Here is a 25,566-nt window from a genome sequence, read left to right on the forward strand (position 1 = left end):
TTAACCCAACTAATTAGAAGCAAGGAGAAACACCATGAAACCTCAAATGGCGCTCAAACCACTGGTTTTCGCTCTCGCCGCGCTCATGGCTGCCGCTGCTCAAGCCGGTGGTGGCTGGCACCCAGCCCCTCAACCCACTGGCACCGTCGCCTCCGTGGTCACCGATGTGCAAAAAAGCCAGGGCAACAAATTCGAGGACAGCAACACCGAAAACAACGCCTCGGCCGACAACTCGGTGACCGGCAACAGCGGTAACGTGGGCGTCAACGTACAGTCGGGCTCCGGCAACCAGGCGGATAACGCCGGTGCCATCTCCAGTGCCAAAGGCGACTTTGCCACCGTGTTCGCCGTGATCGATGTGGATCAAGCCAGCACCAATAACAACTTCGTCAACAAAGGCACGCAAAACAACGCGTCCCTGGACGGCTCCGTCAACGGCAACTCCGGCAACGTGGGTTACAACGGCCAGGCCGGTCAAGGCAACGAAGGTAAAAACAACCTGGCAATCACCACCGCTGACGGCAAGAACATCGCCGCCGCTTCCAACACCGAGCAGAACTCGCTCAACAACAGCTACCTCAATACCGCCGTCAGCAGCTACGGCTACGGCAAGCCTCAATACGTGTCCAACAACTCCAGCCTCGACAACTCGGTTAACCGCAACTCCGGCAACGTGGGTGTAAACCTGCAATCGGGCGCGGGCAACCAGGGCAGCAACAGCCTGTCGATCGGTCAAGGTTGCAGCGTCTGCTCCAGCGGCGTGCGTTTCTGATCCAACGGGGCCTTGGCAACAAGGCCCTTTCTTATTCCAGTGTCCAGCAGGTCAGTCGATCATGCGCTTCGCGACCCTCACCCTCCTGATGTTGCTCACCGGCCCCACTTGGGCGGGCACCATGGCGATCTCCGCCATGCCCGGCGGTGCGGTGATTTTCAAGAAGGTCGAGAGCATCCGTGAACGCCGGTTCGCCAACCTGGTGGAACAGAAAACCGATTTCAGCTGTGGTGCTGCGGCACTCGCCACCATCCTGCGCCAGGCCTATTGGCTGGACGTCGACGAAGACCACCTCATCAAGGGCATGCTGGTCAATGCCGACCAGGACATGGTGCGTACCCAGGGTTTTTCCATGCTGGACATGAAGCGCTACCTCGAAAGCATCGGCATGCGCGCCCGGGGCTACAAGATCGCCCCGGACACCCTGGTCACCGTGAAAATCCCGGTGGTGGTGCTGCTGGAGATCCGTGGCTACAAGCACTTTGTGGTGATGCAACGGGCCGACAAGGACTGGGTGTATGTCGGCGACCCGGTGCTGGGGCACAAGCGCTATTCGCGCGATGACTTCGTCAAGGGCTGGAATGGCATCGTGTTCGCCGTATTGGGTGAAGGCTACGACAAGGCCAACATCCTGCTCGACCCGCCTGCCCCCCTGACCGCCAGGAACCAGCTGAACGAGTTCCGGCCCGTAGGCGACGCCGAACTGATGGATTTCGGTTTTATCCAGAGCGACTTCTTCTAGAAGCGCAATAAGGGGCAGGACGCTCCAGGAGCAAAAGATGAACACTTCCCGTTGGCTGACGGTTTTGTGTCTGGCAGCCTCGATGCCCGCTTATGCTTCATCGGGCTTCAAACCGATCGAACTCAAGGACGCGGAAATGGCCGAGCTGCGTGGCCGCTATGTGATGCCGGGGCGAATCATCAGCTTCGGCATTGTCATGAGCAGCACCTGGACCAATGCGGTCGGCGACAGCATTACCGGCAAGGCCAGCATGCAGTTGGACAAGACCACCATCACCCCACAGTTCTACGTGCAAACCACGGGTGCGGCGGGTTCCGGAACGCCCACTGCCGGCGGCGGTAACGTGATCGGCGGAGCCGGCCTGACCAGCGGCCAGGGCGTGACCCAAAGCGTGCGCGCCGCCGGTGATGGCAACACCGCCAACAACCATGTCGGCATCAACGTCACCCAGGACGGCTTTGCCCCTGCCAACGCCGTGCAGTCCGGTCAGGTACTCGTGGCCGGTGGCACCGTCACCGGCGACAGCAAGGCCGGTCAAGTCAGCGTATCGGCCAACAATGGCGGCCTGCAAATGGCGATCCAGGCCAACCACAACCAGGGCAACAGCCTGCAGCAGATCGGCGGCGGAAATGTGCTGCAAGGCACGGTTCTGACCGGCAATACCAACTTCGTCAACAACATGACCCAACTCAACGTCGTGATGAACAATAACGGTTTGAACAACGGTGCATTGAACTGCAATCTGGACCAGCTCAAAGGCCTACGCACGCTCGGTTATTGAACTACGCTGACCCTCGACACTTACGCATTGGAAAAGGACGGCTTATTTCATGCATCGATCATTATCGCTCCGCGCGGTGATCTGTTTAAGTACGCTCTTGCCCGCATCCGTGCTGTATGCCGCGCCGGATGCCGATATCGAAACCCTCAAGCGGGAACTCCTGGAACTCAAGCAACGCTACGACGTGCAGCAAAAGGCCCTGGCCGTGCTGGAACAACGCGTACGTCAGGTGGAAGATCAACCGGCCACGCCGGCCCCCAGGCGCCTGGCCAAATCCCCCGCCGACTTCAAGCAAGGCGGCACGACCGTCGCAGGCACCGGCGCGGCAGCCGCGTCGGGTGGCGCGGGCGGCGGCGGCAGTTCCTACGGCCAGTCGCTCAAGGACGACTCGGCCCCTGCACAAAGTGTCAGTAACCTCTACAACGAAGCCAGCGGCTTTTTCGGCAATGGCAAGTTCAGCCTCGAGACCGGCATCACCTATGCCCGTTACGACGCGCGCCAACTGACCCTCAATGGTTTCCTGGCGCTGGACTCGATCTTCCTCGGCAACATCAACCTGGACCGGATCAAATCCGACAGCTGGACCCTGGACCTGACCGGCCGCTACAACCTCGATAACCGTTGGCAGTTCGACCTCAACGTGCCGGTGGTCTACCGCGAGTCGACCTACCAGTCCGGCGGCGCCGGCAACGATGCCACGGCCACCTCGGAAGCGTCCGTGACCCGCGACCCGACCATTGGCGACGTCAACTTCGGCGTGGCGTACAAATTCCTCGATGAAACCCCTAACCTGCCGGACGCCGTGGTGTCGGTGCGGGTGAAGGCGCCTACGGGTAAAGAGCCGTTTGGCATCAAACTGGTCAGGCAACCGAGCAACGACAACCTCTACCTGCCCGAAAGCCTGCCGACGGGCAACGGCGTGTGGTCGGTCACACCGGGCATCTCCCTGGTCAAGACCTTCGACCCTGCGGTGTTGTTCGGCTCGCTGTCGTACACCCACAACTTCGAAGACTCGTTCGATGACATCAGCAGTCAGGTCAACCAGAAGGTGGGGGGCAAGGTGCGCCTGGGCGACAGCTTTCAGTTCGGTGTCGGCGTAGCCTTTGCCTTGAACGAAAAAATGAGCATGTCGTTCTCGGTGTCCGATCTGGTGCAGCGCAAAAGCAAGCTCAAGCCGGACGGCGGCGACTGGCAGTCGGTGGTGTCCAGCGATGCGAATGCGGGCTACTTCAACGTCGGCATGACGATTGCGGCCTCGGATAACCTGACCATCGTGCCGAACCTGGCGATCGGGATGACCGATGACGCGCCGGACTTCACGTTCAGTCTGAAATTCCCGTATTACTTTTGATTGAGAGGTAAACACTTTTTAAATGTGGGAGGGGCGGTGCGACGATTCGACTTGCCCCCGATGGCGGCCTCAGGCCCGACCAGGATCTCGTGTCGATCCCGGTCCAAATGTGGGAGCGGGCTTGCCCCCGATGGCGGCCTCTGGGCCGACCAGGATCTCGTGTCGATCCCGGCCCAAATGTGGGGGGGGCTTGCCCCCGATGGCGGCCTTAGGCCCGACCAGGGTCTCGTGTCGATCCCGGTCCAAATGTGGGAGGGGGCTTGCCCCCGATGGCGGCCTCAGGCCCGACCAGGATCTCGTGTCGATCCCGGTCCAAATGTGGGAGGGGGCTTGCCCCCGATGGCGGCCTCAGGCCCGACCAGGATCTCGTGTCGATCCCGGCTCAAATGTGGGAGGGGGCTTGCCCCCGATGGCGGCCTCTGGGCCGACCAGGGTGTTGGATCACACCGAGTACATATCCGTTTCTGCGGTCACGGCTGCTAATGGTTCCGCTTTTACAGCGGCTCACTTTTGAAAAGCGCAAAAGTAAGCAAAACGCTCTTGCCCCACCACTCGGCACCTCGCCTAGGCTCGGTGTGCCCGAACGCAGGCTTGAATCCGTGGGCCGCCGCAATGGGCCATCCATGGCCCAGTGCGGCTAACCCGGCGTCCTGCCGGGTTGCCCACGGATTCAAGCCTGCGTTCGGCCAGCGTGGTTTAACGGGGCGCCTAAGATCAAAAGCAGATCAAGATCAAGGGCGGCTCGCTTCGCATCGTGGTTAGCGGCTACGGCGGTGTGTGGCCTATGCCTCGATGCGTAGTCAGTAGATGCATCAGCGACTGACACACCGCCATCGGGGGCAAGCCCCCTCCCACATTTGATTTGCATGCACCCTTTGAAAAAAACCTAGCGGATCTGGTGTTTGTGCAGCAACCGGTAAAACGTCGGCCGGGAAACGCCCAGCACCCGGGCCGCGATACTCAGGTTGTCGCTGTGCCGGTGAAGTACGTCGCACAATGCCTGGCGTTCGGCGCGGTGCTTGTAATCTTCCAGTGTCGCCATCGGCGGCGACACGGCTTGCGGGCCTTGCAATCCCAGGTCAACCGCCTCGATCTGGCGCCCTTCAGCCAGGACCAGGCCACGGCGCACACGGTTGGCCAGTTCACGCACATTGCCCGGCCACGGGTGTCGGCCCATCGCCACCAAGGCCTCTTCGCTGAAGCTGCGCGGGCGGCGGCCGGTTTCCTGGCTATAGAAACGCGAAAAGTGATTGGCCAGCATCGCCACGTCGCCATGACGTTCGCGCAGGGGCGCGGTGACGACTTGCAGCACGTTCAGCCGGTAATACAGGTCCTCGCGAAAGGCGCCCTTCTCGACGGCGGCCTCAAGGTCAACGTGGGTCGCAGCCAGTACCCGCACATCCACCGGGATGGGCTGGCTGCCGCCGACGCGCTCGATCTGTTTCTCCTGGAGAAAGCGCAACAGGTTGGCTTGCAGCTCCATGGGCAGATCGCCGATTTCATCAAGGAACAGCGTGCCACCGTGGGCAGCCTCGATGCGTCCGACCTTGCGCTGATGCGCACCGGTGAAGGCGCCCTTTTCATGGCCGAAGAGTTCCGACTGGATCAGGTGTTCAGGAATCGCTCCGCAGTTGATCGCCACGAACGGCTTGGCGTGTCGCTGGGACTGCCGGTGCAGCATCTTGGCCACCAGTTCCTTGCCGGTGCCGCTGTCTCCCCGTATCAGTACCGGCGATTCAGTAGGCGCCAGCTTCGACAGCAATTTGCGCAGTTCGCGAATGGGCCGGCTATCGCCCAGCAACTCATGCTCAGGCCCACCCACCGGGGTGTTGCCCTTGCCGCGCAGGCGCGCCATGCCAAAGGCGCGTCCGAGGGTGACCTGCACCCGCGACACATCGAACGGCAAGGTGTGGAAATCAAAAAACCATTCGCAGACGAAATCCCCGACGTTCTGCAGGCGTAGCACGTCCTGGCTGAGTACCGCGATCCATTCGGTGCCGCTACGACCAATCAGCTCCTTGACCGCCTCGGGCCGTTCCAGATGACAAGGCTGCAACCGCAACAGGCCGACATCGCAGGACCGCTCACCCACATCTTCGAGGGTACAGCTGTCGACTTCCCATCCGACCGTGCGCAAGCCGGGCAGCAATCCGTGACAATCCTCGCAGGGGTCGACGACCAACAAGCGGCGTTGCGCAGAAGTCACAACCATGACTATTCCTTGGCGTCAGTTTTTATTAATAGAAACAACAGTTTGTAGCGACCAGACAGCAACATATCAAAATATTGACGCTGTGCTTGTACCCTTTCGCTATAAGTGTGAGCAAAAAGCCATCAACCTGTAAAAAGTTGCCCACCGGCCAAACGTTAGTTCCGCTTTTAAAACAGCCGCTTAGATGACTTCAGTCAGGGAAAGTTAAAATTTCTTGTCCTGGCATGTGACCCGCCCCCCACCATCGTGCATCAGTACAAGTAACCCACCGTACGGTCAGCCCAACCGCCGGTATTCACTTGAATGGGCACAGAGAGAGACGACACACATGAACGCTCCGCTGCGCATCAACGAAGCTCTTTTGATTGCAGACCGTGCCTTCCAGCCCTTCCAGTGCGTGGCCTGGCACGACGGTCATGGCGCCCTCAGCCTGAGCGTCATCGACCGCACCAACACCCGTATCGGCAGCCAACAGCTGTCATCGACCACTTACACTGACCCGGCGCAATTGGAAGACTTGCTGTTGCAGGCCCGTGCCGAGCTCGACAAAAGTGGCTACCAGTTGCAGCAATGGGCAATGCCCAAGTAAGTGAGGCGGGAACTTCCGATCACTGCATTAGAGTGATCGGAAGTTGCACTTACTTATCGTGCGTTGAGTATAAATCGCTCGAACGCTTCGGCAGCACCGTCCTCGACATTGCTGCCGGTGACCACGCTGGCCTGACGCTTGACGGTTTCTTCCGCCTGGCCCATGGCAATCGATAAACCGGCCACCTGAAACATCGCCGGATCGTTGCCGCCGTCGCCAATGGCTGCCGTTTGCGCAAGCGGCACCTCAAGGTGCGCCGCCAGGGTCTTCAAGGCCTCGCCTTTATTCGCCAGCATCGCCGTCACATCCAGATAAACCGGCTGTGAACGTGAGACCTGGGCCAGGCCCTTCACCTTCGGCTGCAGCTGCGCTTCCAGCTCCACCAGCAACTGCGTGTTATTGCTCGCGGCGACGATCTTGTCGACCCGGTCCAGGTAGGGCTCGAAACTCTCCACCACCACCGGCCCATACCCCAGGCCGTCGGCTTCGCGCTGCTCCATCGGCCCGGGCGAGTCACGGCGCAGCCAGTCGCCATCGGCGAACACCCAGACTTCCACATCCGGTTCGGCCGAGAACAGTGCCAGGGTCACTAACGCCGCTTCCGCCGGCAGATGGTGGGCCACCAGGATGCTGCCATCGGGGTTGATCAACGTACCGCCGTTGAACCCCGCCACCGGCACGTCGATACCGAAGGTCTCGATCAGGTGCATCATGGCCTTGGGCGGGCGCCCGCTGGCCAGGCTGAAAAACACCCCGGCATCACGCAACGCGCGAATCGCATCGGCTGTGCGCGGGCTGAGGCTGTGATCCGGATGCAGCAAGGTGCCGTCCACATCACTGAGGATAAAACGGATGGGATGAATCGCTGCATCACTCATCCGAGGCTATGCCAGGCACGGCCGTCACGGGCCAGCAATGCATCCGACGCCGCCGGGCCATCTTCGCCGGCCTTGTAGGTCTGGATGCCATCGTCTTCTTTCCAGGCATCCAGGAACGGCTGCACGGCGCGCCAGCCGTTCTCGATATTGTCGGCGCGCTGGAACAGGGTCTGGTCGCCGGTCATGCAGTCGTAGATCAGGGTTTCGTAACCTGTCGACGGCTGCATCTCGAAGAAGTCCTTGTAGTCGAATCCCAACTCGATATTGGCCATTTCCAGGGTCGGCCCGGGCTTTTTGGCCAGCAGGTCGAACCACATGCCTTCGTTCGGCTGGATCTGGATCTTCAGGTAGGTGGGCTTGAGCTCATCGACGTCGGTGTCGCGAAACTGCGCGTAAGGCGCCTGCTTGAAGCAGATCACGATCTCGGTGTCGCGGATGCTCATGCGCTTGCCGGTACGCAGGTAGAACGGCACGCCGACCCAGCGCCAGTTGTCGATCATCACCTTCAGCGCAACGAAGGTCTCGGTGCTGCTGTCAGGCGCGACATTGGCTTCTTCGCGATAGCCCGGCAGTTGCTTGCCGGCGATTTCACCGGCGGTGTACTGGCCGCGCACGGAGTTGGCCCGCGCATCTTCCAGGGACCAGGGCCGGATGGCACCGACCACCTTGGCCTTCTCACCGCGCACAGCGTCGGCACCGAAGGCTGCCGGTGGCTCCATCGCGACCATGGCCAGCAACTGGAACAGGTGGTTGGGTACCATGTCCCGCAGCGTGCCGGTTTTTTCGAAGAAATTGCCCCGGGTTTCGACGCCGACGGTTTCTGCGGCGGTGATTTGCACGTGGTCGATGTAATGGTTGTTCCAGAACGCCTCGAACAGCACGTTGGAGAAACGGCTGATGAGGATGTTCTGCACCGTTTCCTTGCCCAGGTAATGGTCGATGCGATAGATCTGCTTCTCGCTCATCACCTTGAGCAGGCACGCATTCAACGCTTCGGCGCTGGCCAGGTCGGAGCCGAACGGTTTCTCGATGACCACGCGGCGAAACCCCTCCTGCGTCTCATCGAGCAACCCGGCACTGCCCAGGCGCTGCACCACTTCACTGAAGAAGCGCGGTGCTGTCGCGAGGTAGAACACCGCATTGGCGCTGCCGCTGTCGGCAATTTTCTGCGCGATATCGGCGTAGGTGCTGTCGTCGAGGAAGTCACCCTCGACGTAGCTGATGCCTTTGGCCAACTGGGCCCACAGCTGTGGGTCCAGCCCATTGTCGGCATTGCCCCGGACCTTGCCGGCGGCTTCGGTGCGAATGAAGTCCTCGAGTTTCTTGGCGAAGTCAGCGTCGCTGATGGCGTTGTGATCAACGCCCACAATGCGCAGGCCATCGCCCAGCAGCCCGTCGCGACTCAGGTTGTACAGCGCCGGCATCAGCAGGCGCTTGACCAGGTCGCCATGGGCGCCAAACAGAAACAAGGTAGTGGGTGGAGCGGGTTCGGCCTTGGGTTTCTTGCCGTTGGCGGTCATTTTTTGGAAGTCTCCACGTGGCCGCCAAAGCCGAAGCGCATGGCCGAGAGCATTTTGTCACCGTAGGTGCTCTGCTGGCGCGAACGGAAACGGGCGAACAGCGACGTCGACAGCACCGGTACCGGCACAGCTTGCTCCATGGCCGCTTCGATGGTCCAACGGCCTTCGCCGCTGTCGGCCACGGAACCGGAATAGCCGTCCAGCTTCGGATCGGTCGCCAGGGCATCGGCGGTCAGGTCCAGCAGCCACGACGACACTACGCTGCCACGACGCCAGACTTCGGCAATGTCGGCCACGTTCAGGTCGAAGCGTTGGTCTTCGGGCAGGTTGTCCGAGTTCTTGGTCTTGAGAATGTCAAAACCTTCGGCAAACGCCTGCATCATGCCGTATTCAATGCCGTTGTGGATCATCTTGACGAAGTGGCCGGAGCCCGCCGGGCCGGCATGAATGTAGCCGTGCTCGGCACGCGGGTCGGCGGAGGCCGAACGGTCCCTGGTGCGTGGGATGCTGCCGATGCCAGGCGCCAGGCTCTTGAAGATCGGATCAAGGCGCTGCACGGTTTCGACGTCGCCACCGATCATCATGCAGTAGCCGCGTTCCAGCCCCCACACGCCGCCGGAGGTGCCGACATCGACGTAATGCAGGCCTTTTTCCGCCAGGGCCTTGCCGCGACGTACGTCGTCCTTGTAATTGGTGTTGCCGCCATCAATGATCACGTCACCGCTTTCCAGCAGCCCGCTCAGTTCGTTGATGGTGTCTTCGGTGGGAGCGCCCGCCGGTAACATTACCCACACAGCGCGAGGCTTTTGCAGGCCGGCCACCAGGGCTTTCAAGTCGGCGACGCCAGTGGCGCCCTCCTCGCTCAGGCCTTTGACAAAGGCTTCGTTACGGTCATATACAACGGTGGTATGCCCATTGAGCATCAGGCGCCGCGCAATGTTACCGCCCATGCGGCCTAGTCCGATAATCCCCAGTTGCATGTGCTGATGCTCCTAACTGCTAAAAAATGTGTGACATAGTTTATAGCGCAATGAGGCTAATGAGGGTTAGTCCAGAGCGGATCCGCGTAGTTTCATGCTAAAAAAGTTGCCAGCATTTCACCATCACGGCGGCAAAAGTCACACGACCACCAAAAATAAAAAAGTTCCCTTGATGTGAAAAAGAATTCAAACTTGCCACGACTGCTGCCGCTCACCTGTTTCGGCGGCGCGATCTACCCGGCTATTTGCGAGGCAAGCAATGAGCACAGCACAGATGACCCGACCGCCACAGACCCTCTACGTCAGCATCCGCCGCGATGAATTGCGTCAGTTGAAGGACGAGCGCGATCAGTTGCAACAGGAAGTCCTGCGCCTGCGTTCGCACCTCCAGGCCCAGCTGGAGCTGCCGTCCGGCGCCAAGCCCGCACTCTGCTGAACGCCTTTGGTTAGTTTGTAAGGCAATACCTACAGAAAACTCACAAAGTTTTCACACGCCTGTCCCGATACTCCCGCCCGCGATGCCGCTCATGTTCTGAGCGGCCCGATGTTGCGCGCGTGTGCGCGACGATCATTTTCTGATGGGGCGCTGGATGGCGATGTTCAAACGCAGCACGACGACTGCGAAAGGTTTTGATTGGGCCGGCCTTGGCTGGTTATTCCTGTTTTTCTGGTACTTCTCGGGTATTACCCAGCTGCTTATCCAACTGACCGGTACGTCCGGCTTCAGTGGTTTCCGCCAGGCATTCTTCATGAGTGCACTGTGGCTGGCACCGATGCTGCTGTTCCCCCGGCAAACGCGGGTACTGGCCGCCGTGATCGGCGTGGTGCTGTGGGCCTGCTCCATGGCCAGCCTGGGTTACTTCTTTATTTACCAGCAGGAATTTTCCCAGAGCGTGATCTTCATCATGTTCGAGTCGAACATTTCTGAAGCGGGCGAATACGCTACCCAGTATTTTGCCTGGTGGATCGTGCTGGCGTTCATCGCCCACACCGCCTTCGCGGTGTTCCTGTGGACACGCTTGCGCCCGGTGTACTTGCCGCGCGGCCAGTCGATCGTGGCGGCCATCGCCATCGTATTGGCGATTGTCGGCTACCCGCTGGTCAAGCAGATCGCCACCAGCGACACCATGGAACAGGCCATCGACCGCTTTGAAACCCGGATCGAACCGGCTGTGCCCTGGCAGATGATCGTCGCCTACCGCCGCTACACCGAACAACTGGACAACATGCAAGGCATGCTGACCAGCGCCAGCCAGATTCCACCCTTGAAAAACCTCAAGGACAGCATGGCCGGCCAGCCGTCCACGCTGGTGCTGGTAATCGGCGAGTCCACCAACCGCCAGCGCATGAGCCTCTATGGCTACCCGCGCAATACCACGCCGGAACTGGACAAGCTGCGCGACCAACTGGCGGTGTTCGACAATGTCATCACCCCGCGCCCCTACACCATCGAAGCGTTGCAACAGGTACTGACCTTCGCCGACGAAGAAAACCCGGACCTGTACCTCAAGACGCCGTCGATCGTCAGCGTGATGAAACAGGCCGGCTACAAGACGTTCTGGATCACCAACCAGCAGACCATGACCAAGCGCAACACCATGCTCACGACCTTTTCCGAACAGGCCGACGAGCAGGTGTACCTGAACAACAATCGCAATCAGAACGCCCGCCAATACGACGGCGATGTACTCGCGCCGTTTTCCAAGGCCCTGGCCGATACCGCCGAGCGCAAGTTCATCGTAGTGCACCTGTTGGGCACGCACATGAGCTACCAGTACCGCTATCCGCCGACGTTCGACAAATTCACCGATCGCCAGGGCGTGCCGCCGGGCGTCAGCGACGCCCAGTTGCCGACGTACAACAGCTATGACAACGCGGTGCTGTACAACGACTTCGTGGTCTCGAGCCTGATCAAGGACTACGCCAAGACCGACCCCAACGGCTTTTTGCTGTACCTGTCGGACCACGGCGAAGACGTGTTCGACTCTGTCGGCCATGACACCCTGGGCCGCAACGAAGGCAAGCCGACCGCGCCGATGTACACCATTCCCTTTATGGCCTACGCCTCGCCCAAGTGGCGCGAAAGCCACGACTGGAGCTTCGCCGGCGACCTGCAGCGGCCTTACAGCAGCTCGCAGTTGATCCACACGTGGGCGGACCTGGCCGGTTTGAGCTTCGATGAACTGGACCGCAGCAAAAGCCTGGTCAGTGACAGCTTCAAGCCGCGTCCCCTGCTGATCGGTAACCCTTACGAGACCAAGCAGAAAGCCTTGATCGACTTCAGCCTGATCAAACCGAAAAAGGCCGACAGCACCGAGGTGGTGGTCAAGTAACCGAGAGGTTTATAAACGAAAGATAATAATCATTCTCGTTAAAGCCTAAAGTTCCGCGCCTCCTTTCGTCTTTGAGCCATACCCGCCCTTTCCGGGGCGGCCTCAAAGACGACAAGGAGTTCGCCGCGATGCTCGCGCCTTTCACCCGTTCCATCACCCTTACCCTGGGCCTGTTCAGCCTTGCGCCAAGCGCTGAACTGCTGGCCGAAACCGACCCCGAACACGCCCCCGCCAGAGCCCTCGAACTGGGCGCCACCCGCGTCACCGCCGACAGCCTGGGCGCGACCACCGAGCACACCGGCGCCTACACCACGGGCTCGATGAGCACCGCCACGCGCCTGAACCTGTCCGTCAAGGAAACCCCGCAATCTATCTCGGTGATCACGCGCCAGCAGATGGATGATTTCAACCTCAACACCCTGACCGATGTGTTACGCCAGACCACCGGCATCAACGTCCAGCACAATGACTCGGACCGCGTGTCCTATACCTCCCGTGGCTACGGCATCAACAACTTCCAGATTGACGGGATGCTCAACACCTTCGGCTACATGAAGAGCGACGCCGACACCATCATCTATGACCGTATCGAAGTGGTGCGCGGCGCCACCGGCCTGACGACCGGCGCGGGCGATCCTTCGGCCACCGTCAATATGGTACGCAAGCGCCCGACCGCCCAATGGCAGGCGAAAACCGGGGTCAGTGGCGCCACCCATGACAACTATTACAGCTACCTCGACGTCGGCGGCCCGCTGGCCTTCGACGGCAAGTTGCGCGGGCGCAGCGTACTGGCGTACCGAGACAGCAAATCCTTGCGCGATAACTATGCACTGCAGCGCGCGGTCGGCTACGGCATTCTCGAGGGCGACCTGTCCGACGACACCGTGCTGGCCGTAGGTTTTGATTACCAGGACAAACAGGTACAAGGCACGTCCTGGGGCACCGTGCCCTACTGGAACAGCCAGGGCGGCAAGGCCGGGCTGTCGCGCTCCACCAATATGGCCGCGCACTGGAGCTCCTGGCCACTGACCGACAAGACCACCTTCGCCACCCTCGACCATCGCCTCGGCGGCGACTGGCACCTGAAGGCCGCCTACACCCATCGCCAGAGCGATACCGATGGCAAGGTGTACTACGGCGGCGCGGGTTTCCCCAATGCCGACCGCAGCGGCATGACCGCCTGGGCCAGCCATATGCGCGGCACGTCGAGAATGGAGGCCATCGACCTCAACCTGGCCGGCAGCTACGCGCTGCTGGGCCGCGAACATGCGCTGATGATGGGCTATGGCGAGGCCGCGCAACGGGACACTTCGCCCTTCATGCGCAGCAACCTGCCTGCCAGCTATTACCCCATCGCGGACTGGAAGCACATGGGCGGTATCGGCAAGTTCACCGATGAGGTCACCGACCTCAAGGGCGAGCACAGCAAGAAACAACAGAAAGCCGGCTACCTCGCCACTCGCCTGAGCCTGACCGACCGCCTGCACGCCGTACTCGGCAGCCGCTACGGCAGTTGGGAGCTGGAAAGCGCCACCCCCGAATACAACGCCAACAATCAACTGACCGCTTCCGGCAAAACCGGCCAGACCCATAACGATATGTTCACGCCCTACGCCGGGTTGCTGTACGACATCACGCCGCAGTACACCGTCTACGCGAGCTACACCGACATCTTCAAGCCGCAAAGCGCGAAAGACGTGAACAAGAAATACCTGGAGCCGGTGGTGGGCAGCAACTATGAAGTTGGCCTCAAGGGCAGCGTGCTCAACGAGCGTCTGAACCTGGCGGCGGCGTATTTCTGGAGCACCCAGGACAACGTCGCCGAGCGCGATGACGCGGTGCCGCCCAACCCGGTCACCGGCGAGGAATACTACAAATCCGGCGGCAAGGGTAACAAGGTGAAGGGTTTCGAGCTGGAGGCGGCCGGCGAAATCACACCGGACTGGAACCTGACCGCCGGCTACACCTACACCCATTCGGTAAATGGTACCGGCCAGCGCAACAACACCGGCCAGCCGTTGAACCTGCTGAAAATATCCAGCGCTTATCGCCTGCCGGGGGCCTGGCGCAACCTGACCGTGGGCGGCGCGGTGAATTGGCAGAGCGACATCCATGAGTTCGGCAACCGGCCCACGGGCGAACGCAATGACAAAGGCAACTTGATCACCACGCGGGCAAAGATCGAGCAAGCGGGCTACACCGTGGTCAACCTGATGTCGCGCTACGAGTTCGACGAGCAGCTGACGGCATCGATCAACGTCAATAATCTGTTTGACAAAAAATATTACGAGCGCGTCGGTTTTTACAATGGCGTGTATTGGGGCGATCCGCGCTCGATTACCCTGGCATTGGACTGGAGGCTGTAGCACCCTGCCCCGCGAAGTTAAAAACTATTAACTTCGCGGGGCAATTTCGTTAATTCCCACTTAATAAGATAGCGCCATAGTCGCCCCACGATCTGATCACGGAGTGACCGGACACCTATCACTCTTAATGGGAATACTGAAATGAAACTCTCGACACTGATGCTTGCCAGCCTGATGACCCTGACCTCCGCCGCCGCCTTTGCAGAGGGCGGTTCAGAGCGCTCCAAGGAGTTCTACAAGAACTTCAGCCTGAGTCAGGAAACAACCCACGGCAAGGCCGAGCAGCAAGTTGCGTCCGCCGATGGCAAACCGGTTAAAGCAACTACTGCCGAACCCGCCCACCCCAAAAGTTGATTTAATACTGAGTTAATCCGCAAGTACCCTGTGCCAACCCGCTCCTTTGGCAAAGGTTTTATTGGGCGCCATTCAATGGCGCCTTTTTTTGCTGTGCTTATTAAAGTGCCTTGTTCCAGAACAACATGCGGCCATGGGCGGGATCAAATACCGAATCGTCGAAACCGAACTTGCGATACGCCGACTGGGCCAGCGCATTGCCTTCTAGCACTTCCAGGGTGATCTTGCAGCAACCGCGCTGCCGGGCGATTTCCTCGACCTTCTGCAGCATCTTCTGACTTAACCCCAAGCCCCGAAACTGTTGCGCCACCATCACATCGTGGACGTTGACCAAGGGCCGACAGGCGAAGGTCGAAAACCCTTCGAAGCAATTGACCAGCCCGGCCGGGACACCCCCAACGAACGCCAGCACACTGAACGCATGAGGGCGCTTGGCCAGCTCCGCAGGCAGTTGCTGCAACAGGTCGGCCGGCAAACTGTGGCCGCCGCCCATCGGGTCTTCAGCATAGTGGTTGAGCAGCGAGCCGATGGCATCGGCGTGTACGGCGTTGGTGTAGCTGGCTTGCAGCACCAGGATGTCTGGGGTGTCCATTTCCTTCCTCGATAACGACAACCAGGGAACCGATTCCCTTTGAGAAGGTTGATTGTAAGCATGGAGTCGGCAGTAGATGAAGGAGATTAACGACAAATGTCTGACAGAAAGCGCGTAGATTGCACGTATCCAACGCCTCAAGCGCAATGAACGCGGGGTTCTCAGGCGCCGAAGCGCTGCAGCTGCATTTCGCGCAAGCGGCTCAAGGTGCGCCGAAAAGGAAACGCCAGGTAGCCTTCGGTATAGAGACGCTCCAGCGGCACCCGGGCCTCGATGAACAACGGCACTTTGCGGTCGTAACACTCATCCACCAGCGCGATGAAGCGTCGCACGCTGTCATCATGCCTGGACAACTCCGGCAATTGCCGATCCCCCGCGACCACGCGCTCGGCGCCGTCTTCGGTACCCCGGGCAATGCGACCAGGGCGTTGCTGTGCGCTGAGGTTGGGCACCTCTCCCAGCAGGATGGCCTTGAAGCGATCACACAGCAGCATGAAATCCATCGCCGCCAGAGGTTGTTCGCAGAGCTCGGCGTAACGGCACCACAGCACCGCGTCACCGGCCTGCACCGCCGCTATCGTGCGATGCCCCACGTTCACTTCCTTCTCGTCGCTGAGGATTTGCCCGTCGCTCATCTGCCGGAACAGCGTGGCCAGTGCATCGGGCCGATTGACCCAGTAGCGCTGCAGACCCACGCCGGGATGCAGGCGATGATCCTCGCCGCCGTCCACGGCCAGCACCTGCATATGCCGATTGATCGCCGCGATACCCGGCAAGAACCGCTCACGGTTGAAACCTTCGGCGTACAGATGCTCAGGGGGTTGATTGGAGGTGCAAACCATCACCACGCCCTCCTCGAACATCACCTGAAACAGACGGCCGAGAATGATTGCGTCACCGATGTCATTGACGAACAACTCGTCGAAGCACAGTACGCGCACGTCCCGGCTCAGTTCCCGCGCCAACGCCTGCAGCGGGTCACGGGTGCCGGTGAGCTGGAACGAGCGCTGGTGCACCCAGCCCATGAAGTGATGAAAATGCTGGCGGCGCGCGGGCACGCGCAGGCTTTGATGGAACTGGTCCATCAGCCAGGTCTTGCCGCGCCCCACCGGCCCCCACAGGTAAACGCCGGTAATCGGCGAACCGCCCTGATGCAACGCCTGGTGACAGGCTTGCAAGGCCTGCACCGCCCGGCGTTGAGCGTCGTCGGGCACGAAGCCCTGCCGGGCGATAGCGTGTTGATAAGCGGCGAGCGGCGAGTCGAAAGTCATTGGCGCAGTATGCCGTACAACGCAAACGTCTACCGCGCAATCTTCGCCCTCAGCCCAGTTCCGCACGCAGCTGGCGCGCCGCCGTCACCATGTGAACCAACGCCGCTTCCGTCTCCGGCCAGCCACGGGTTTTCAGGCCGCAATCGGGGTTCACCCACAATCGCTGAGCCGGAATCCGCTTGGCCGCCTTGCGCAGCAAGTCAACCATCTGCGCCACCTCCGGCACCCGCGGCGAGTGGATGTCGTAGACGCCGGGGCCGATGTCGTTGGGGTAGTCGAAGGCTTCGAACGCATCGAGCAACGCCATGTCCGAGCGCGAGGTTTCAATGGTGATGACGTCGGCATCCATCGCCGCGATGGACTCGATCACATCGTTGAATTCGCTGTAGCACATGTGGGTGTGGATCTGGGTCTCGTCACGCACGCCGCAGGCGCACAGGCGGAACACTTCGGTGGCCCAGTCCAGGTAGTGCGGCCATTGCGCCTGACGCAACGGCAAGCCTTCGCGGAACGCGGCCTCGTCGATCTGCACGATCCGGATACCGGCGGCTTCCAGGTCCACCACCTCGTCACGCAGCGCCAGGGCCAACTGCCGGGCCTGCACTTCACGGCTCACGTCTTCCCGTGGGAATGACCACATCAGCATGGTCACCGGGCCCGTCAACATGCCCTTGAGCACCTTGCGCGTGAGGCCCTGGGCATAACGAATCCACTCCACCGTCATGGCTTTCGGACGGCTCAGGTCGCCGTAGATCAGCGCCGGTTTCACACAGCGCGAACCGTAGCTCTGCACCCAGCCGAAACGGCTGAACGCGTAGCCGTCCAATTGCTCGGCGAAGTATTCGACCATGTCGTTACGTTCGGCCTCACCGTGCACCAGCACATCCAGCCCGAGGTTCTCCTGCACCTCAACCGCGTGCCTGATCTCGCTGTGCATCGCTTCGACGTATTCGGCTTCGCTCAACTTGCCGGCCTTGTACGACTGGCGCGCCAGGCGGATCGACGCAGTTTGCGGGAACGAACCGATGGTAGTGGTGGGAAACAGCGGCAGGTCGAGGCCGGCCCGCTGCTTCTCGATACGCTGGGCAAACGGCGATTGGCGCTGGCTGTCCCTGGCGCTGATCGCGGCAACGCGCGCTTGCACAGCGGGCTTGTGAATACGCGGCGAAGCGGCGCGCGCAGCCTGTACCGCGCGACTCTCAGCCAGCGCGGCCAGCACCTGCGGCGCCTCGGGCTGGTCGAGGGCCTGGGTCAGTACCGCGACTTCCGCGCACTTTTGCAAGGCGAAGGCCAGCCAGCTCTTCAACTCGGCGTCCAACTGGTCCTCACGCGCCAGATCCACCGGGCTGTGCAGCAGTGAACAGGACGGCGCGACCCACAAGCGCTCACCAAGTTTGTCCTGGGCGTGTTGCAACGTCGCCAGGGCTTTTTCCAGGTCACAGCGCCACACGTTACGGCCGTTGACCACGCCTAGGGACAGCACCTTATAAGCCGGCAGGCGATCAAGAATCGTCGGGTATTGCTCCGGCGCCCGTACCAGGTCGATGTGCAGCCCGTCGACCGGCAGATTGGCGGCCAGGCCGAGGTTTTCTTCCAGCCCGCCAAAGTAGGTGGCCACCAGTTTCTTCAACGGATCACGCTGGATCAGGTTGTAGGCACGCTCAAAGGCATTCTTCCACTCCTGCGGCAGATCGAGCACCAGGATCGGCTCGTCGATCTGCACCCACTCGACACCCTGCTCCGCCAGGCGCTGGAAGATCTGGCCGTACAGCGGCAGCAGGCGGTCGAGCAGATCAAGCTTGTCGAAGTCGCCGCCCTTGGCCTTGCCCAGCCACAGGTACGTCAGCGGGCCAATCACCACCGGCTTGACGGCGTGCCCGAGGTCGCGGGCTTCCTGGACTTCTTCGAACAGCTGGTCCCATCCGAGGTGGAATTGCTGATCGACGCTGAACTCCGGCACCAGGTAGTGATAGTTGGTATCGAACCACTTGGTCATCTCCTGGGCGTGAGCACCGGCGCAGCACGCATCGCTGACGCCACGGGCCATGCCGAATAACGTGTGCAACGTGGCCTGGCCATCGGCCGGACGGAAACGCTCCGGGATCACGCCAAACATCAGCGAGTGGGTCAGCACCTGGTCGTACCAGGCGAAATCACCGGCGGGCAGCAACTCGATGCCGGCCTGTTTCTGCAGGTCCCAATGGGCCTTGCGCAAGTCACGCCCCACGGCGCGCAGGCCGGCCTCATCGAGCTCGCCCTTCCAGAACGCTTCCTGCGCTTTTTTCAGTTCACGATCGCGTCCAATGCGCGGAAATCCGAGGGAATGAGCGACTGCCATGACTTTTTATCTCCAATGTCGGTATCTATGGCGGTCATTGTCGGGAGATGGCGATAATGAGACAAACTCATTTTTCTTTAGATGAATACAAAATTCATTCATACAGACAGCAACGCAGCGCCCGCCCGTAACGCCGGTAAAAGCAGCCGTGACTGCAGAAAACGGATATGTACTCGATCTGATCCAACGCCCTGGTCGGCTCGGAGGCCGCCATCGGGGGCAAGCCCCCTCCCACATTTGGACCTGTGACGAGCAAGCTCCCCCGCCAAAGGTCCGGCGCCGTACCCTAGCTGTGGAGATACCTATGCCCCCACAGTGATTACATCAGCCGAATCAAAACCTCAGTCAATCAACCCATGCGCGTCATAGAACGGATACGGCCCCGGATAATCCCCGAACACGCCGTTATGGCTGATCAAACCCTGTTGCGCATCCCAGCGATGCAACAGATAGCCCGCCGGCTCCAGGTTGAAATGCGCGGGCGCCGCGTCCTGCAAATCCAGCACGATCTGGTGGGACGTGCCGGGGCATACACAACTGAGGCTGGCACCGAAACGGCGCTGCATCGGCCGATGCAGATGCCCGCACAACAGGCGCTCCACCTGCGGGTGGCGTGCCACCACGCGCTCCAGGGCGGCGGCGTTGATGAAGGGTTCGCGGTCCATATGACCGATGCCGCTGATAAACGGCGGGTGATGCAGGATCAGCAAGGTCGGCGCCTGCGGGCGCAGCGCCAGTTGCTCATCGAGCCAGTGCAATTGGCTGTCCAGCAACTGGCCGCCATGGCTGCCGGGAATGGTGGAGTCGAGGCCGATCAGGCGCAGCGGATGCGTGTCTACGACCCAGTCCAGCGGGCCCTCTGCCGATAACGGCAAGTAGGCATGATCGCCGAACGCATCGAGCAACGGCCCGCGCGCGTCGTGATTGCCGGGTACCAGGTAGCACGGCATGTGCAGGCGCGCGAGTTCAGGGTGCAGCACGGCGTATTCATCGGCGCGGCCGAAGTCCACGAGGTCGCCGCTGATCACCACGATGTCAGGCCGTGGTTGGCTGGCGTTCAGGTGATCGACGGCGCGGCGCAGCGCGCCCAGGGTGTCAACCACGCCATAGGTGAGGCGCTGGCCGGCCTTGAGGTGCAGGTCGCTGATCTGTGCAACGATAAACGGACGATTCACAGTGGATTCTCACGCATTCAGGGTGAACAACATGTGCGGCGCAATCGCCAGGGCAATCGGCGCGCCGACGACGTACAGCTGGTTGTCGCTGCTGTCGACCAGCAACGGTTGCGGGCCGCCCACGTCCACCAGCAAACGGCTCTGCGCGCCCTGGAAGAACTGCGCCAGCAGACGCCCGTGCAAGTGCCCTTCGCTCTCCATCACCCGCAGATGTTCGGGGCGGCAATACAAGGTGTCGGGCTGGTCGGTGCCATGCCACGGCAGTTCGCCGCCGCAGACTTTCAAGCCCTTGGGCGACGACCCGCTCACGGCGAAGGCGTTGAGGTTGCCGACAAAGCCTGCGACAAACGCGTTGGCCGGCTTCTGGTAAATGTCCCGTGGGCTGGCCAGTTGTGCGATGCGTCCGTGCTCCATCACCAGGATGCGGTCGCCCAGGGCCATGGCCTCGCCCTGGTCGTGGGTGACGAACACCGAGGTGATGCCAAGGCCGCGCAGCAGTTCGCTCAGCTCACTGCGCAGGCGCTCGCGCAGTTGTGCGTCGAGGGCCGCCAGCGGTTCGTCCAGCAGCAATACTTTCGGGCGTGGCGCCAGGGCGCGAGCCAGGGCGACGCGCTGGCGCTGGCCGCCGGAGAGTTCATGGATGCTGCGCTTGCCGTGCTGCTGCAAGCCCACCAACTCAAGCAGTTCTTCGCAGCGCTTGTTGCGCTCTCGCGGCGCCATCCCTCGAATCTTCAAGCCGTAGACAATGTTGCCGGCCACATTCAGGTTGGGAAACAGCGCGTAATTCTGAAACACCATGCCCACATCGCGGCGCTCGATGGGCAGGCGGGTCACGTCCTGATCACCGAAAAACACCTGGCCCACGTCCGGGCGTTCCAGGCCGGCGATCAAGCGCAACGTGGTGGTTTTGCCGCAGCCGGACGGGCCGAGGATCGCCAGGGTTTCGCCGCCTTCGACGGTCAGGTGCAGGTCATGCACGGCCACGGTGCCGTCGGCGAACGCCTTGCGACAGCCTTGCAGGCCAATAGTAATAGCGGTCATCGACGCTCTCCACGGGACAAACGGGCACTGATGGCCTGCAGCGCAATCAGCAGCGGCACGATCATCAGCAAGAAGATAAGGGTGTAGGCACTGGCGATTTCCAGGCGCGCCGAGGCGTAGCTGTCGGCGAGGCCCACCGGCAGGGTCTTGGTCATCGGCGTGTGGAGCATCCAGGTCAGGTTGAATTCACCCAGGCTCAGGGTGACCACCATCAGTACGCCGGCCAGAATCCCCGCCCGGCAATTGGGCACCACCACGCTGAAAAAGCGCTTGATCGGACCTGCACCGAGGCTGGCGGCAGCTTCTTCCAATACCGGCAGTTGCTGGCGCTGCATCACCGCCATCACCGGGCGCACCAGGAACGGCAAGGTGAACAACACATGGCCGACGAGGATGAACAGCCAACTGCTGCGAAAGCTGCCGAACTGGCCGTACGTCAGCAGCAGCGCCAACGCACTGGCCAACCCTGGCATCGCTACCGGCAGCACCATCAGTTCTTCGAAGGCGCGGCTGAAACGGTTGTTCATGCGCACCAGGGCATAGGCCGCCGGCACGCCGATCACGCAGACGCACACCGCGCAGGCCAGGGCCAGTTGCAGCGAGAGCCACACGGTGGGCGAATAGGCTTGCCACACCTGGATCAACCAGTCGAAGGTCAAGCCGCTGGAAATGCCGACAAAGAAGTTGCGTGTCAGCCCGGCCAGCAACGACAGCAGCACCGGTACCAACATGAAGGCGCACACCAGCAGGGTAAACAGCAGTTGCAGCACAAACAGCGATGAGCGCTTCACAGCACAGTCCCCGAATTTTTCACCAGGCGCCGCGTGAGCAGCAGCACGGCCCAGGTCACCGCGCCAAGCACCACCGACAGCGCAGCGGCGACGGCAAAGTTGGCGTAATTGGTGAACACGTTATAGATCGCCACGGGCGTGACGTTAAGGCGTGTGCCCAGGGTGAACGCCGTGCCGAACGCGCCCATGGACGTGGCAAAACAGATCGCCCCGCACGACGCCAGCGCCGGCGCCAGGCCCGGCACGATCACATCGCAGACCACCCGCCAGTGCCCTGCCCCCAGTGAATGCGCGGCCTCCTCCAGGCTGCGGTCGAGGCTTTCGCAGGCAGCCATCACCGTCAGAATTACCCGGGGAATCGAGAAGTACAGGTAGCCCACGAACAGCCCCGCCAACGAGTAGGCAAAGATCCAGCGCTCACCGGCCAGTTGCAGGCCCAGCGCGGCAAACAGTCCCTGGCGCCCCGCCAGCAGGATCACCAGGAACCCCACCACCACCCCGGGAAACGCCAGCGGGAACGTGAGCAATGCCACCAGCGCCGAGCGCCCGAAGAACTGTTGCCGGGCGAGGAAGACACCGCTGATACCGCCGATCACCAGCGCGACCAGCGTCACCACCCCTGCCAGGATCAGGGTTTGTCCCAGGCTGCCCAAATACTGCGCACTGCTGAGCACCTGCCAGTAACCGCTGCCGCTGCCATCGCGGCTCGCGGCGCCGAGCACCATCAGGTGCGCCAGCGGCAACAGCCAGAACGCGAGCAGCACCGCGAAGGCCGGGGCCAGTGCCCAGGCGGCGTGTTTTGCCGATGTCGCCACTTACTTGACCTCGTTCAGGTAACGGGCGGCGAAGGCTTCCTGCACAGCGGCCATTTTTTCGTAGTCCACGACACCGGCGCGGGCATAGTCGCTGTCCGGGAGGAACTGTGCGGCGACGTCCGCCGGCATTTTCATCGGCCGCACCGGGCGCAGGTAGGCTTTGGCCCACAGTGCCTGGCCCTCGTCCGAGAGCACGAAGTCGAGGACTTTTTCCGCGTTCACACGGTGTGGCGCGTTGGCGACCAGGCTCATGACGTAGGGCACGCTGATGCTGCCTTCCTGCGGAATCACGAAGGCGACATTGGCCTGGTCTTTGTAGCGGGCGCGGTAGGCGTTGAAGTCGTAGTCGACCAGGATCGGCAACTCGCCGGACAGTACCCGTGCGTAGGCGGTCTGCTTGGGCACGATGGGGCTGTTTTTTGCCAGTTTGCGAAAGTAGTCGATGGCCGGGGCGAAGTTGTCCAGGTCACCGCCCATGGCGCGGTTGATCGCCACCGCCGACACGTAGCCGACAAAGGCGCTGGACGGATCGAGGTAACCGACCATGCCTTTGTACTCAGGCTTGAGCAGGTCGGCCCAGCTTTGCGGCACCGGCAGACCGCCGAGCGCGTCGACGTTGACCATGATGCCCAGGGTCCCGGAATGGATCGCGAACCAATGGCCGGCCGGGTCTTTCAGGCCGGCGGGAATCTGGTCCCAGGCCTTGGGTTTGTAGGTGTCGACCACCTCGGCTTTTTGCGCCTGCAGGCCGAAGGTGACGCCGTAGTAAACGACGTCGGCCACCGGCGCGGCTTTTTCCGCCACCAACTGCGCCAGGGACTGGCCGGAGTTTTTGTTGTCCAGCGGCACCTGCACGCCGGTGCTGGCGGCGATGGCCTTGAGCTGGGTGCCCCAATCGGCCCAGTCCGGCGGGCAGTTGTAGCAAATCGCAGTGTCGGCGGCCTGGGCCAGGCTGGCCGCACCGCACAGCAGCAGGGCTGCCAGGGTTTTACTGAGTGCGCGCATCAAGGGTCTCCTCATGGGGCTGGGTACTTTCGCCTGGCCGGATATGGCAAGGCAGGCAATGGGACGTCGGGGCGTTGCCGGCGATTTGCGCCAGCAGTTGGTCAATCACGGTGCTGGCCAGCAGCGCAATGGGCTGCACCACGCTGCACAGGGTCGGGTGCATCTGGGTGCCGAGGCTGATGCCATCGAAGCCCATCACAGACAGTTGCCCAGGAACGTTCCAGGCGTTGCGGCGCAATTCGGCAATCAGGCTGATCGCCAGGAAGTCGTTGGAACACACCAACGCCGTGGGCGCGTCGGGGCTCTTGAGAAACGGCGCGATAGCCGTGAACTCGGCCTGGGTGTGGGCCGGCATTTCGATCACCGGGCGGCTCTTGAGACCGTACGCTTCCATCGCCTCGCAATACCCCGCATGCCGCAGACGGGCACGGTCGGACTGCAACGCGGGGCCGGCGACCATGCTGATCCCGCGGTGCCCGACGTCCAGCAGATAACGCGTGGCCAGGGCCATGCCCGCGCGGTTGTCGACCGACACGGCGCTGTAGTTGGGGTTGCTCGGCTGATGGTAGGCCAGCACGAAGGGTGTCTTTTCGGTGTTCAGGCTGCTGAGCACGGCATTGCTTTCGGCATCGGTGACCGTCAGCACCAGACCGTCGACGCGCTGGCGCAACAGTTCTTCCACCACCGTGCTTTCGCGCTCGCTGCTGTAATCGGTGGTGGCCAGCACCAGGCTGTAGCCCCGAGACCGCGCGGCGCGCTCCATGGCCTGGAACTGCTCGGCGAACACCGGGTTGAGCAGGTTGGGCACCACGACGCCGATCAGTTGGGTGGTCTGCAGGCGCAACTGGCGGCCCAGCAGGTTCGGCCGGAAACCCAACTCACGGGCGGCGGCGAACACCTGCTCACGGGTGACCGGGCGCACCTGGTCCGGGGAAGCAAAAGTGCGGGCGGCGGTGGCGCGGGACACGCCGGCCAGGCGTGCTACGTCTTTCAGGTCAGTCATTGGGGCTCGCTTGAGATCGATCTCATTGGCGAGGACATTAGCGAGGGAATGTGGCAGGAAGGTGGTGGATAGATGACGGTTTGATGTCAGTGCCCCGACTGCACATCGCGCTCAATGTGGGAGGGGGCTTGCCCCCGATGGCGGCCTCTGGGCCGACCAGGATAGTGGTTTGGATTGAGTACATATCCATTGCTGCGGTCACGGCTGCTTAGGGTTCCGCTTTTACAGCGGGTCACTTTTGGAAAAGAGCCCCAAAAGTAACCAAAAGGGCTCTTGCCCCACCACTCGGCACCTCGCCCAGGCTCGGTGTGCCCGCAATCCGACATTGATGTGGGGGGCCGCCGCCACGCGCCATCCATGGCGCGGGGCGGCTAAACCGGCGTCCTGCCGGTTTACCCCCCACATCAATATCGAATTGCGGCCAGCGTGGTTTAACGGGGCGCCTAAGATCAAAAGCAAGAGCAAGAGCGGCTCGCTTCGCATCGTGGCGTACACCGCCGTCTGTAGGAGCGAGGGGGGCGCCTAGCTCTTGCTCGCGAAAAACGTCAACGATAACGCGTGCTTCCTGAATCAACGCGGCGCCTGTGAGTTTTTCGCGAGCAAGCTCGCTCCTACATAAAGCAGCCGCGCCCACCCGTAACCACGATGCGCAGCGAG

Annotated in this window: 22 protein-coding genes; 9 read left to right on the forward strand and 13 right to left on the reverse strand. The window is 61.6% G+C overall.

What is annotated here, in order from left to right:
• Nucleotides 1-34 precede the first annotated feature (34 nt).
• The 4 genes from BFQ00_RS20850 to BFQ00_RS20865 all read left to right on the forward strand — a co-directional run bounded on the left by BFQ00_RS20850 (nucleotide 35) and on the right by BFQ00_RS20865 (nucleotide 3,646).
• A complete protein-coding gene (locus tag BFQ00_RS20850; RefSeq protein WP_065887387.1) occupies nucleotides 35-772 on the forward strand; it encodes a hypothetical protein in 738 nt (245 codons plus the stop codon).
• 61 nt (nucleotides 773-833) lie between these two features.
• Entirely contained in the window at nucleotides 834-1,514 is a 681-nt protein-coding gene (locus tag BFQ00_RS20855; protein ID WP_065934600.1) for a C39 family peptidase, read from the forward strand.
• A gap of 37 nt (nucleotides 1,515-1,551) precedes the next feature.
• Nucleotides 1,552-2,295 (forward strand): hypothetical protein, encoded by a 744-nt coding sequence (locus BFQ00_RS20860; protein WP_065934601.1) that lies wholly within the window; start codon nucleotides 1,552-1,554, stop codon nucleotides 2,293-2,295.
• Nucleotides 2,296-2,344: 49 nt separating this feature from the next.
• Nucleotides 2,345-3,646: an autotransporter outer membrane beta-barrel domain-containing protein gene (locus BFQ00_RS20865; RefSeq protein ID WP_065934602.1), complete on the forward strand. Its 1,302-nt coding sequence runs from the start codon at nucleotides 2,345-2,347 to the stop codon at nucleotides 3,644-3,646.
• Nucleotides 3,647-4,532: 886 nt separating this feature from the next.
• Here the strand turns inward: BFQ00_RS20865 and BFQ00_RS20870 are convergent.
• Nucleotides 4,533-5,858 (reverse strand): sigma-54 dependent transcriptional regulator, encoded by a 1,326-nt coding sequence (locus tag BFQ00_RS20870; protein ID WP_065895814.1) that lies wholly within the window; start codon nucleotides 5,856-5,858, stop codon nucleotides 4,533-4,535.
• A gap of 328 nt (nucleotides 5,859-6,186) precedes the next feature.
• On the opposite strand from BFQ00_RS20870, the gene BFQ00_RS20875 reads away from it, so the two are divergent.
• Complete coding sequence (locus BFQ00_RS20875; protein WP_065887392.1) at nucleotides 6,187-6,447, forward strand: hypothetical protein; 261 nt, start codon at nucleotides 6,187-6,189, stop codon at nucleotides 6,445-6,447.
• Nucleotides 6,448-6,500: 53 nt separating this feature from the next.
• Here BFQ00_RS20875 and BFQ00_RS20880 read toward each other — a convergent pair whose 3' ends face one another.
• Genes BFQ00_RS20880 through gnd form a run of 3 tightly spaced genes read right to left on the reverse strand, consistent with a single transcriptional unit; the run spans nucleotide 6,501 to nucleotide 9,825 of the window.
• Entirely contained in the window at nucleotides 6,501-7,325 is an 825-nt protein-coding gene (locus BFQ00_RS20880; RefSeq protein ID WP_065934603.1) for a Cof-type HAD-IIB family hydrolase, read from the reverse strand.
• On the reverse strand, nucleotides 7,322-8,845 hold the full coding sequence (gene zwf, locus BFQ00_RS20885; RefSeq protein WP_065887394.1) for a glucose-6-phosphate dehydrogenase: 1,524 nt from the start codon (nucleotides 8,843-8,845) through the stop codon (nucleotides 7,322-7,324). Before zwf ends, BFQ00_RS20880 begins: the two co-directional genes overlap by 4 nt.
• Nucleotides 8,842-9,825: a phosphogluconate dehydrogenase (NAD(+)-dependent, decarboxylating) gene (gene gnd, locus BFQ00_RS20890; RefSeq protein WP_065887395.1), complete on the reverse strand. Its 984-nt coding sequence runs from the start codon at nucleotides 9,823-9,825 to the stop codon at nucleotides 8,842-8,844. The genes zwf and gnd overlap by 4 nt, the downstream gene beginning before the upstream one ends.
• Nucleotides 9,826-10,084: 259 nt before the next feature.
• On the opposite strand from gnd, the gene BFQ00_RS29695 reads away from it, so the two are divergent.
• From BFQ00_RS29695 to BFQ00_RS20905, 4 genes are all read left to right on the forward strand, one after another.
• Nucleotides 10,085-10,261, forward strand: a complete 177-nt coding sequence (locus BFQ00_RS29695) for a DUF6026 family protein (protein WP_163003427.1) — start codon at nucleotides 10,085-10,087, stop codon at nucleotides 10,259-10,261.
• Between the two features lie 154 nt (nucleotides 10,262-10,415).
• Nucleotides 10,416-12,158 carry a phosphoethanolamine transferase CptA gene (locus BFQ00_RS20895; RefSeq protein ID WP_065893033.1) on the forward strand — a complete coding sequence of 581 codons (1,743 nt, stop codon included), beginning with the start codon at nucleotides 10,416-10,418 and terminating at the stop codon, nucleotides 12,156-12,158.
• A 128-nt stretch (nucleotides 12,159-12,286) separates the two neighbouring features.
• Entirely contained in the window at nucleotides 12,287-14,524 is a 2,238-nt protein-coding gene (locus tag BFQ00_RS20900) for a TonB-dependent siderophore receptor (RefSeq protein ID WP_065934604.1), read from the forward strand.
• Nucleotides 14,525-14,665: 141 nt separating this feature from the next.
• Nucleotides 14,666-14,878: a hypothetical protein gene (locus BFQ00_RS20905; RefSeq protein ID WP_065887398.1), complete on the forward strand. Its 213-nt coding sequence runs from the start codon at nucleotides 14,666-14,668 to the stop codon at nucleotides 14,876-14,878.
• Between the two features lie 100 nt (nucleotides 14,879-14,978).
• On the opposite strand, the gene BFQ00_RS20910 is transcribed toward BFQ00_RS20905, so the two are convergent.
• The 9 genes from BFQ00_RS20910 to BFQ00_RS20950 form a co-directional block, all read right to left on the reverse strand.
• Entirely contained in the window at nucleotides 14,979-15,470 is a 492-nt protein-coding gene (locus BFQ00_RS20910) for a GNAT family N-acetyltransferase (protein ID WP_065887399.1), read from the reverse strand.
• 161 nt (nucleotides 15,471-15,631) lie between these two features.
• Nucleotides 15,632-16,741 (reverse strand): cell division protein ZapE, encoded by a 1,110-nt coding sequence (zapE, locus tag BFQ00_RS20915; protein WP_065934605.1) that lies wholly within the window; start codon nucleotides 16,739-16,741, stop codon nucleotides 15,632-15,634.
• Between the two features lie 49 nt (nucleotides 16,742-16,790).
• Entirely contained in the window at nucleotides 16,791-19,079 is a 2,289-nt protein-coding gene (gene metE / locus BFQ00_RS20920; RefSeq protein ID WP_065934606.1) for a 5-methyltetrahydropteroyltriglutamate--homocysteine S-methyltransferase, read from the reverse strand.
• A gap of 341 nt (nucleotides 19,080-19,420) precedes the next feature.
• Entirely contained in the window at nucleotides 19,421-20,254 is an 834-nt protein-coding gene (locus BFQ00_RS20925; protein WP_065887402.1) for a phosphodiesterase, read from the reverse strand.
• 9 nt (nucleotides 20,255-20,263) lie between these two features.
• Nucleotides 20,264-21,295, reverse strand: a complete 1,032-nt coding sequence (locus BFQ00_RS20930) for an ABC transporter ATP-binding protein (RefSeq protein WP_065934607.1) — start codon at nucleotides 21,293-21,295, stop codon at nucleotides 20,264-20,266.
• A complete protein-coding gene (locus BFQ00_RS20935; protein ID WP_065934608.1) occupies nucleotides 21,292-22,086 on the reverse strand; it encodes an ABC transporter permease in 795 nt (264 codons plus the stop codon). The genes BFQ00_RS20930 and BFQ00_RS20935 overlap by 4 nt, the downstream gene beginning before the upstream one ends.
• The gene (locus tag BFQ00_RS20940) at nucleotides 22,083-22,901 is read right to left on the reverse strand and encodes an ABC transporter permease (protein WP_065887405.1); all 819 of its coding nucleotides are present in this window, start codon (nucleotides 22,899-22,901) and stop codon (nucleotides 22,083-22,085) included. Before BFQ00_RS20940 ends, BFQ00_RS20935 begins: the two co-directional genes overlap by 4 nt.
• Nucleotides 22,902-23,906: an ABC transporter substrate-binding protein gene (locus BFQ00_RS20945; protein WP_065934609.1), complete on the reverse strand. Its 1,005-nt coding sequence runs from the start codon at nucleotides 23,904-23,906 to the stop codon at nucleotides 22,902-22,904.
• Nucleotides 23,890-24,909 (reverse strand): LacI family DNA-binding transcriptional regulator, encoded by a 1,020-nt coding sequence (locus tag BFQ00_RS20950; RefSeq protein ID WP_065934610.1) that lies wholly within the window; start codon nucleotides 24,907-24,909, stop codon nucleotides 23,890-23,892. The genes BFQ00_RS20945 and BFQ00_RS20950 overlap by 17 nt, the downstream gene beginning before the upstream one ends.
• Nucleotides 24,910-25,566 lie beyond the last annotated feature (657 nt).

The sequence above is a fragment of the Pseudomonas sp. 28 E 9 genome (assembly GCF_900004785.1).
Classification (GTDB): Bacteria; Pseudomonadota; Gammaproteobacteria; order Pseudomonadales; family Pseudomonadaceae; genus Aquipseudomonas; species Aquipseudomonas orientalis_A.

Excerpts from the sequence above, each read along its gene's own strand:
- BFQ00_RS20930 (WP_065934607.1), bottom strand. The coding sequence starts at position 21,295 with ATGACCGCTATTACTATTGGCCTGCAAGGCTGTCGCAAGGCGTTCGCC.
- zwf (WP_065887394.1), bottom strand. The coding sequence starts at position 8,845 with ATGACCGCCAACGGCAAGAAACCCAAGGCCGAACCCGCTCCACCCACT.
- BFQ00_RS20855 (WP_065934600.1), top strand. The coding sequence starts at position 834 with ATGCGCTTCGCGACCCTCACCCTCCTGATGTTGCTCACCGGCCCCACT.
- BFQ00_RS20950 (WP_065934610.1), bottom strand. The coding sequence starts at position 24,909 with ATGACTGACCTGAAAGACGTAGCACGCCTGGCCGGCGTGTCCCGCGCC.
- BFQ00_RS20850 (WP_065887387.1), top strand. The coding sequence starts at position 35 with ATGAAACCTCAAATGGCGCTCAAACCACTGGTTTTCGCTCTCGCCGCG.
- BFQ00_RS20875 (WP_065887392.1), top strand. The coding sequence starts at position 6,187 with ATGAACGCTCCGCTGCGCATCAACGAAGCTCTTTTGATTGCAGACCGT.
- BFQ00_RS20865 (WP_065934602.1), top strand. The coding sequence starts at position 2,345 with ATGCATCGATCATTATCGCTCCGCGCGGTGATCTGTTTAAGTACGCTC.
- BFQ00_RS20880 (WP_065934603.1), bottom strand. The coding sequence starts at position 7,325 with ATGAGTGATGCAGCGATTCATCCCATCCGTTTTATCCTCAGTGATGTG.
- BFQ00_RS29695 (WP_163003427.1), top strand. The coding sequence starts at position 10,085 with ATGAGCACAGCACAGATGACCCGACCGCCACAGACCCTCTACGTCAGC.
- BFQ00_RS20895 (WP_065893033.1), top strand. The coding sequence starts at position 10,416 with ATGGCGATGTTCAAACGCAGCACGACGACTGCGAAAGGTTTTGATTGG.
- gnd (WP_065887395.1), bottom strand. The coding sequence starts at position 9,825 with ATGCAACTGGGGATTATCGGACTAGGCCGCATGGGCGGTAACATTGCG.
- BFQ00_RS20905 (WP_065887398.1), top strand. The coding sequence starts at position 14,666 with ATGAAACTCTCGACACTGATGCTTGCCAGCCTGATGACCCTGACCTCC.
- BFQ00_RS20910 (WP_065887399.1), bottom strand. The coding sequence starts at position 15,470 with ATGGACACCCCAGACATCCTGGTGCTGCAAGCCAGCTACACCAACGCC.
- BFQ00_RS20945 (WP_065934609.1), bottom strand. The coding sequence starts at position 23,906 with ATGCGCGCACTCAGTAAAACCCTGGCAGCCCTGCTGCTGTGCGGTGCG.
- zapE (WP_065934605.1), bottom strand. The coding sequence starts at position 16,741 with ATGACTTTCGACTCGCCGCTCGCCGCTTATCAACACGCTATCGCCCGG.
- BFQ00_RS20870 (WP_065895814.1), bottom strand. The coding sequence starts at position 5,858 with ATGGTTGTGACTTCTGCGCAACGCCGCTTGTTGGTCGTCGACCCCTGC.
- BFQ00_RS20900 (WP_065934604.1), top strand. The coding sequence starts at position 12,287 with ATGCTCGCGCCTTTCACCCGTTCCATCACCCTTACCCTGGGCCTGTTC.
- BFQ00_RS20860 (WP_065934601.1), top strand. The coding sequence starts at position 1,552 with ATGAACACTTCCCGTTGGCTGACGGTTTTGTGTCTGGCAGCCTCGATG.
- metE (WP_065934606.1), bottom strand. The coding sequence starts at position 19,079 with ATGGCAGTCGCTCATTCCCTCGGATTTCCGCGCATTGGACGCGATCGT.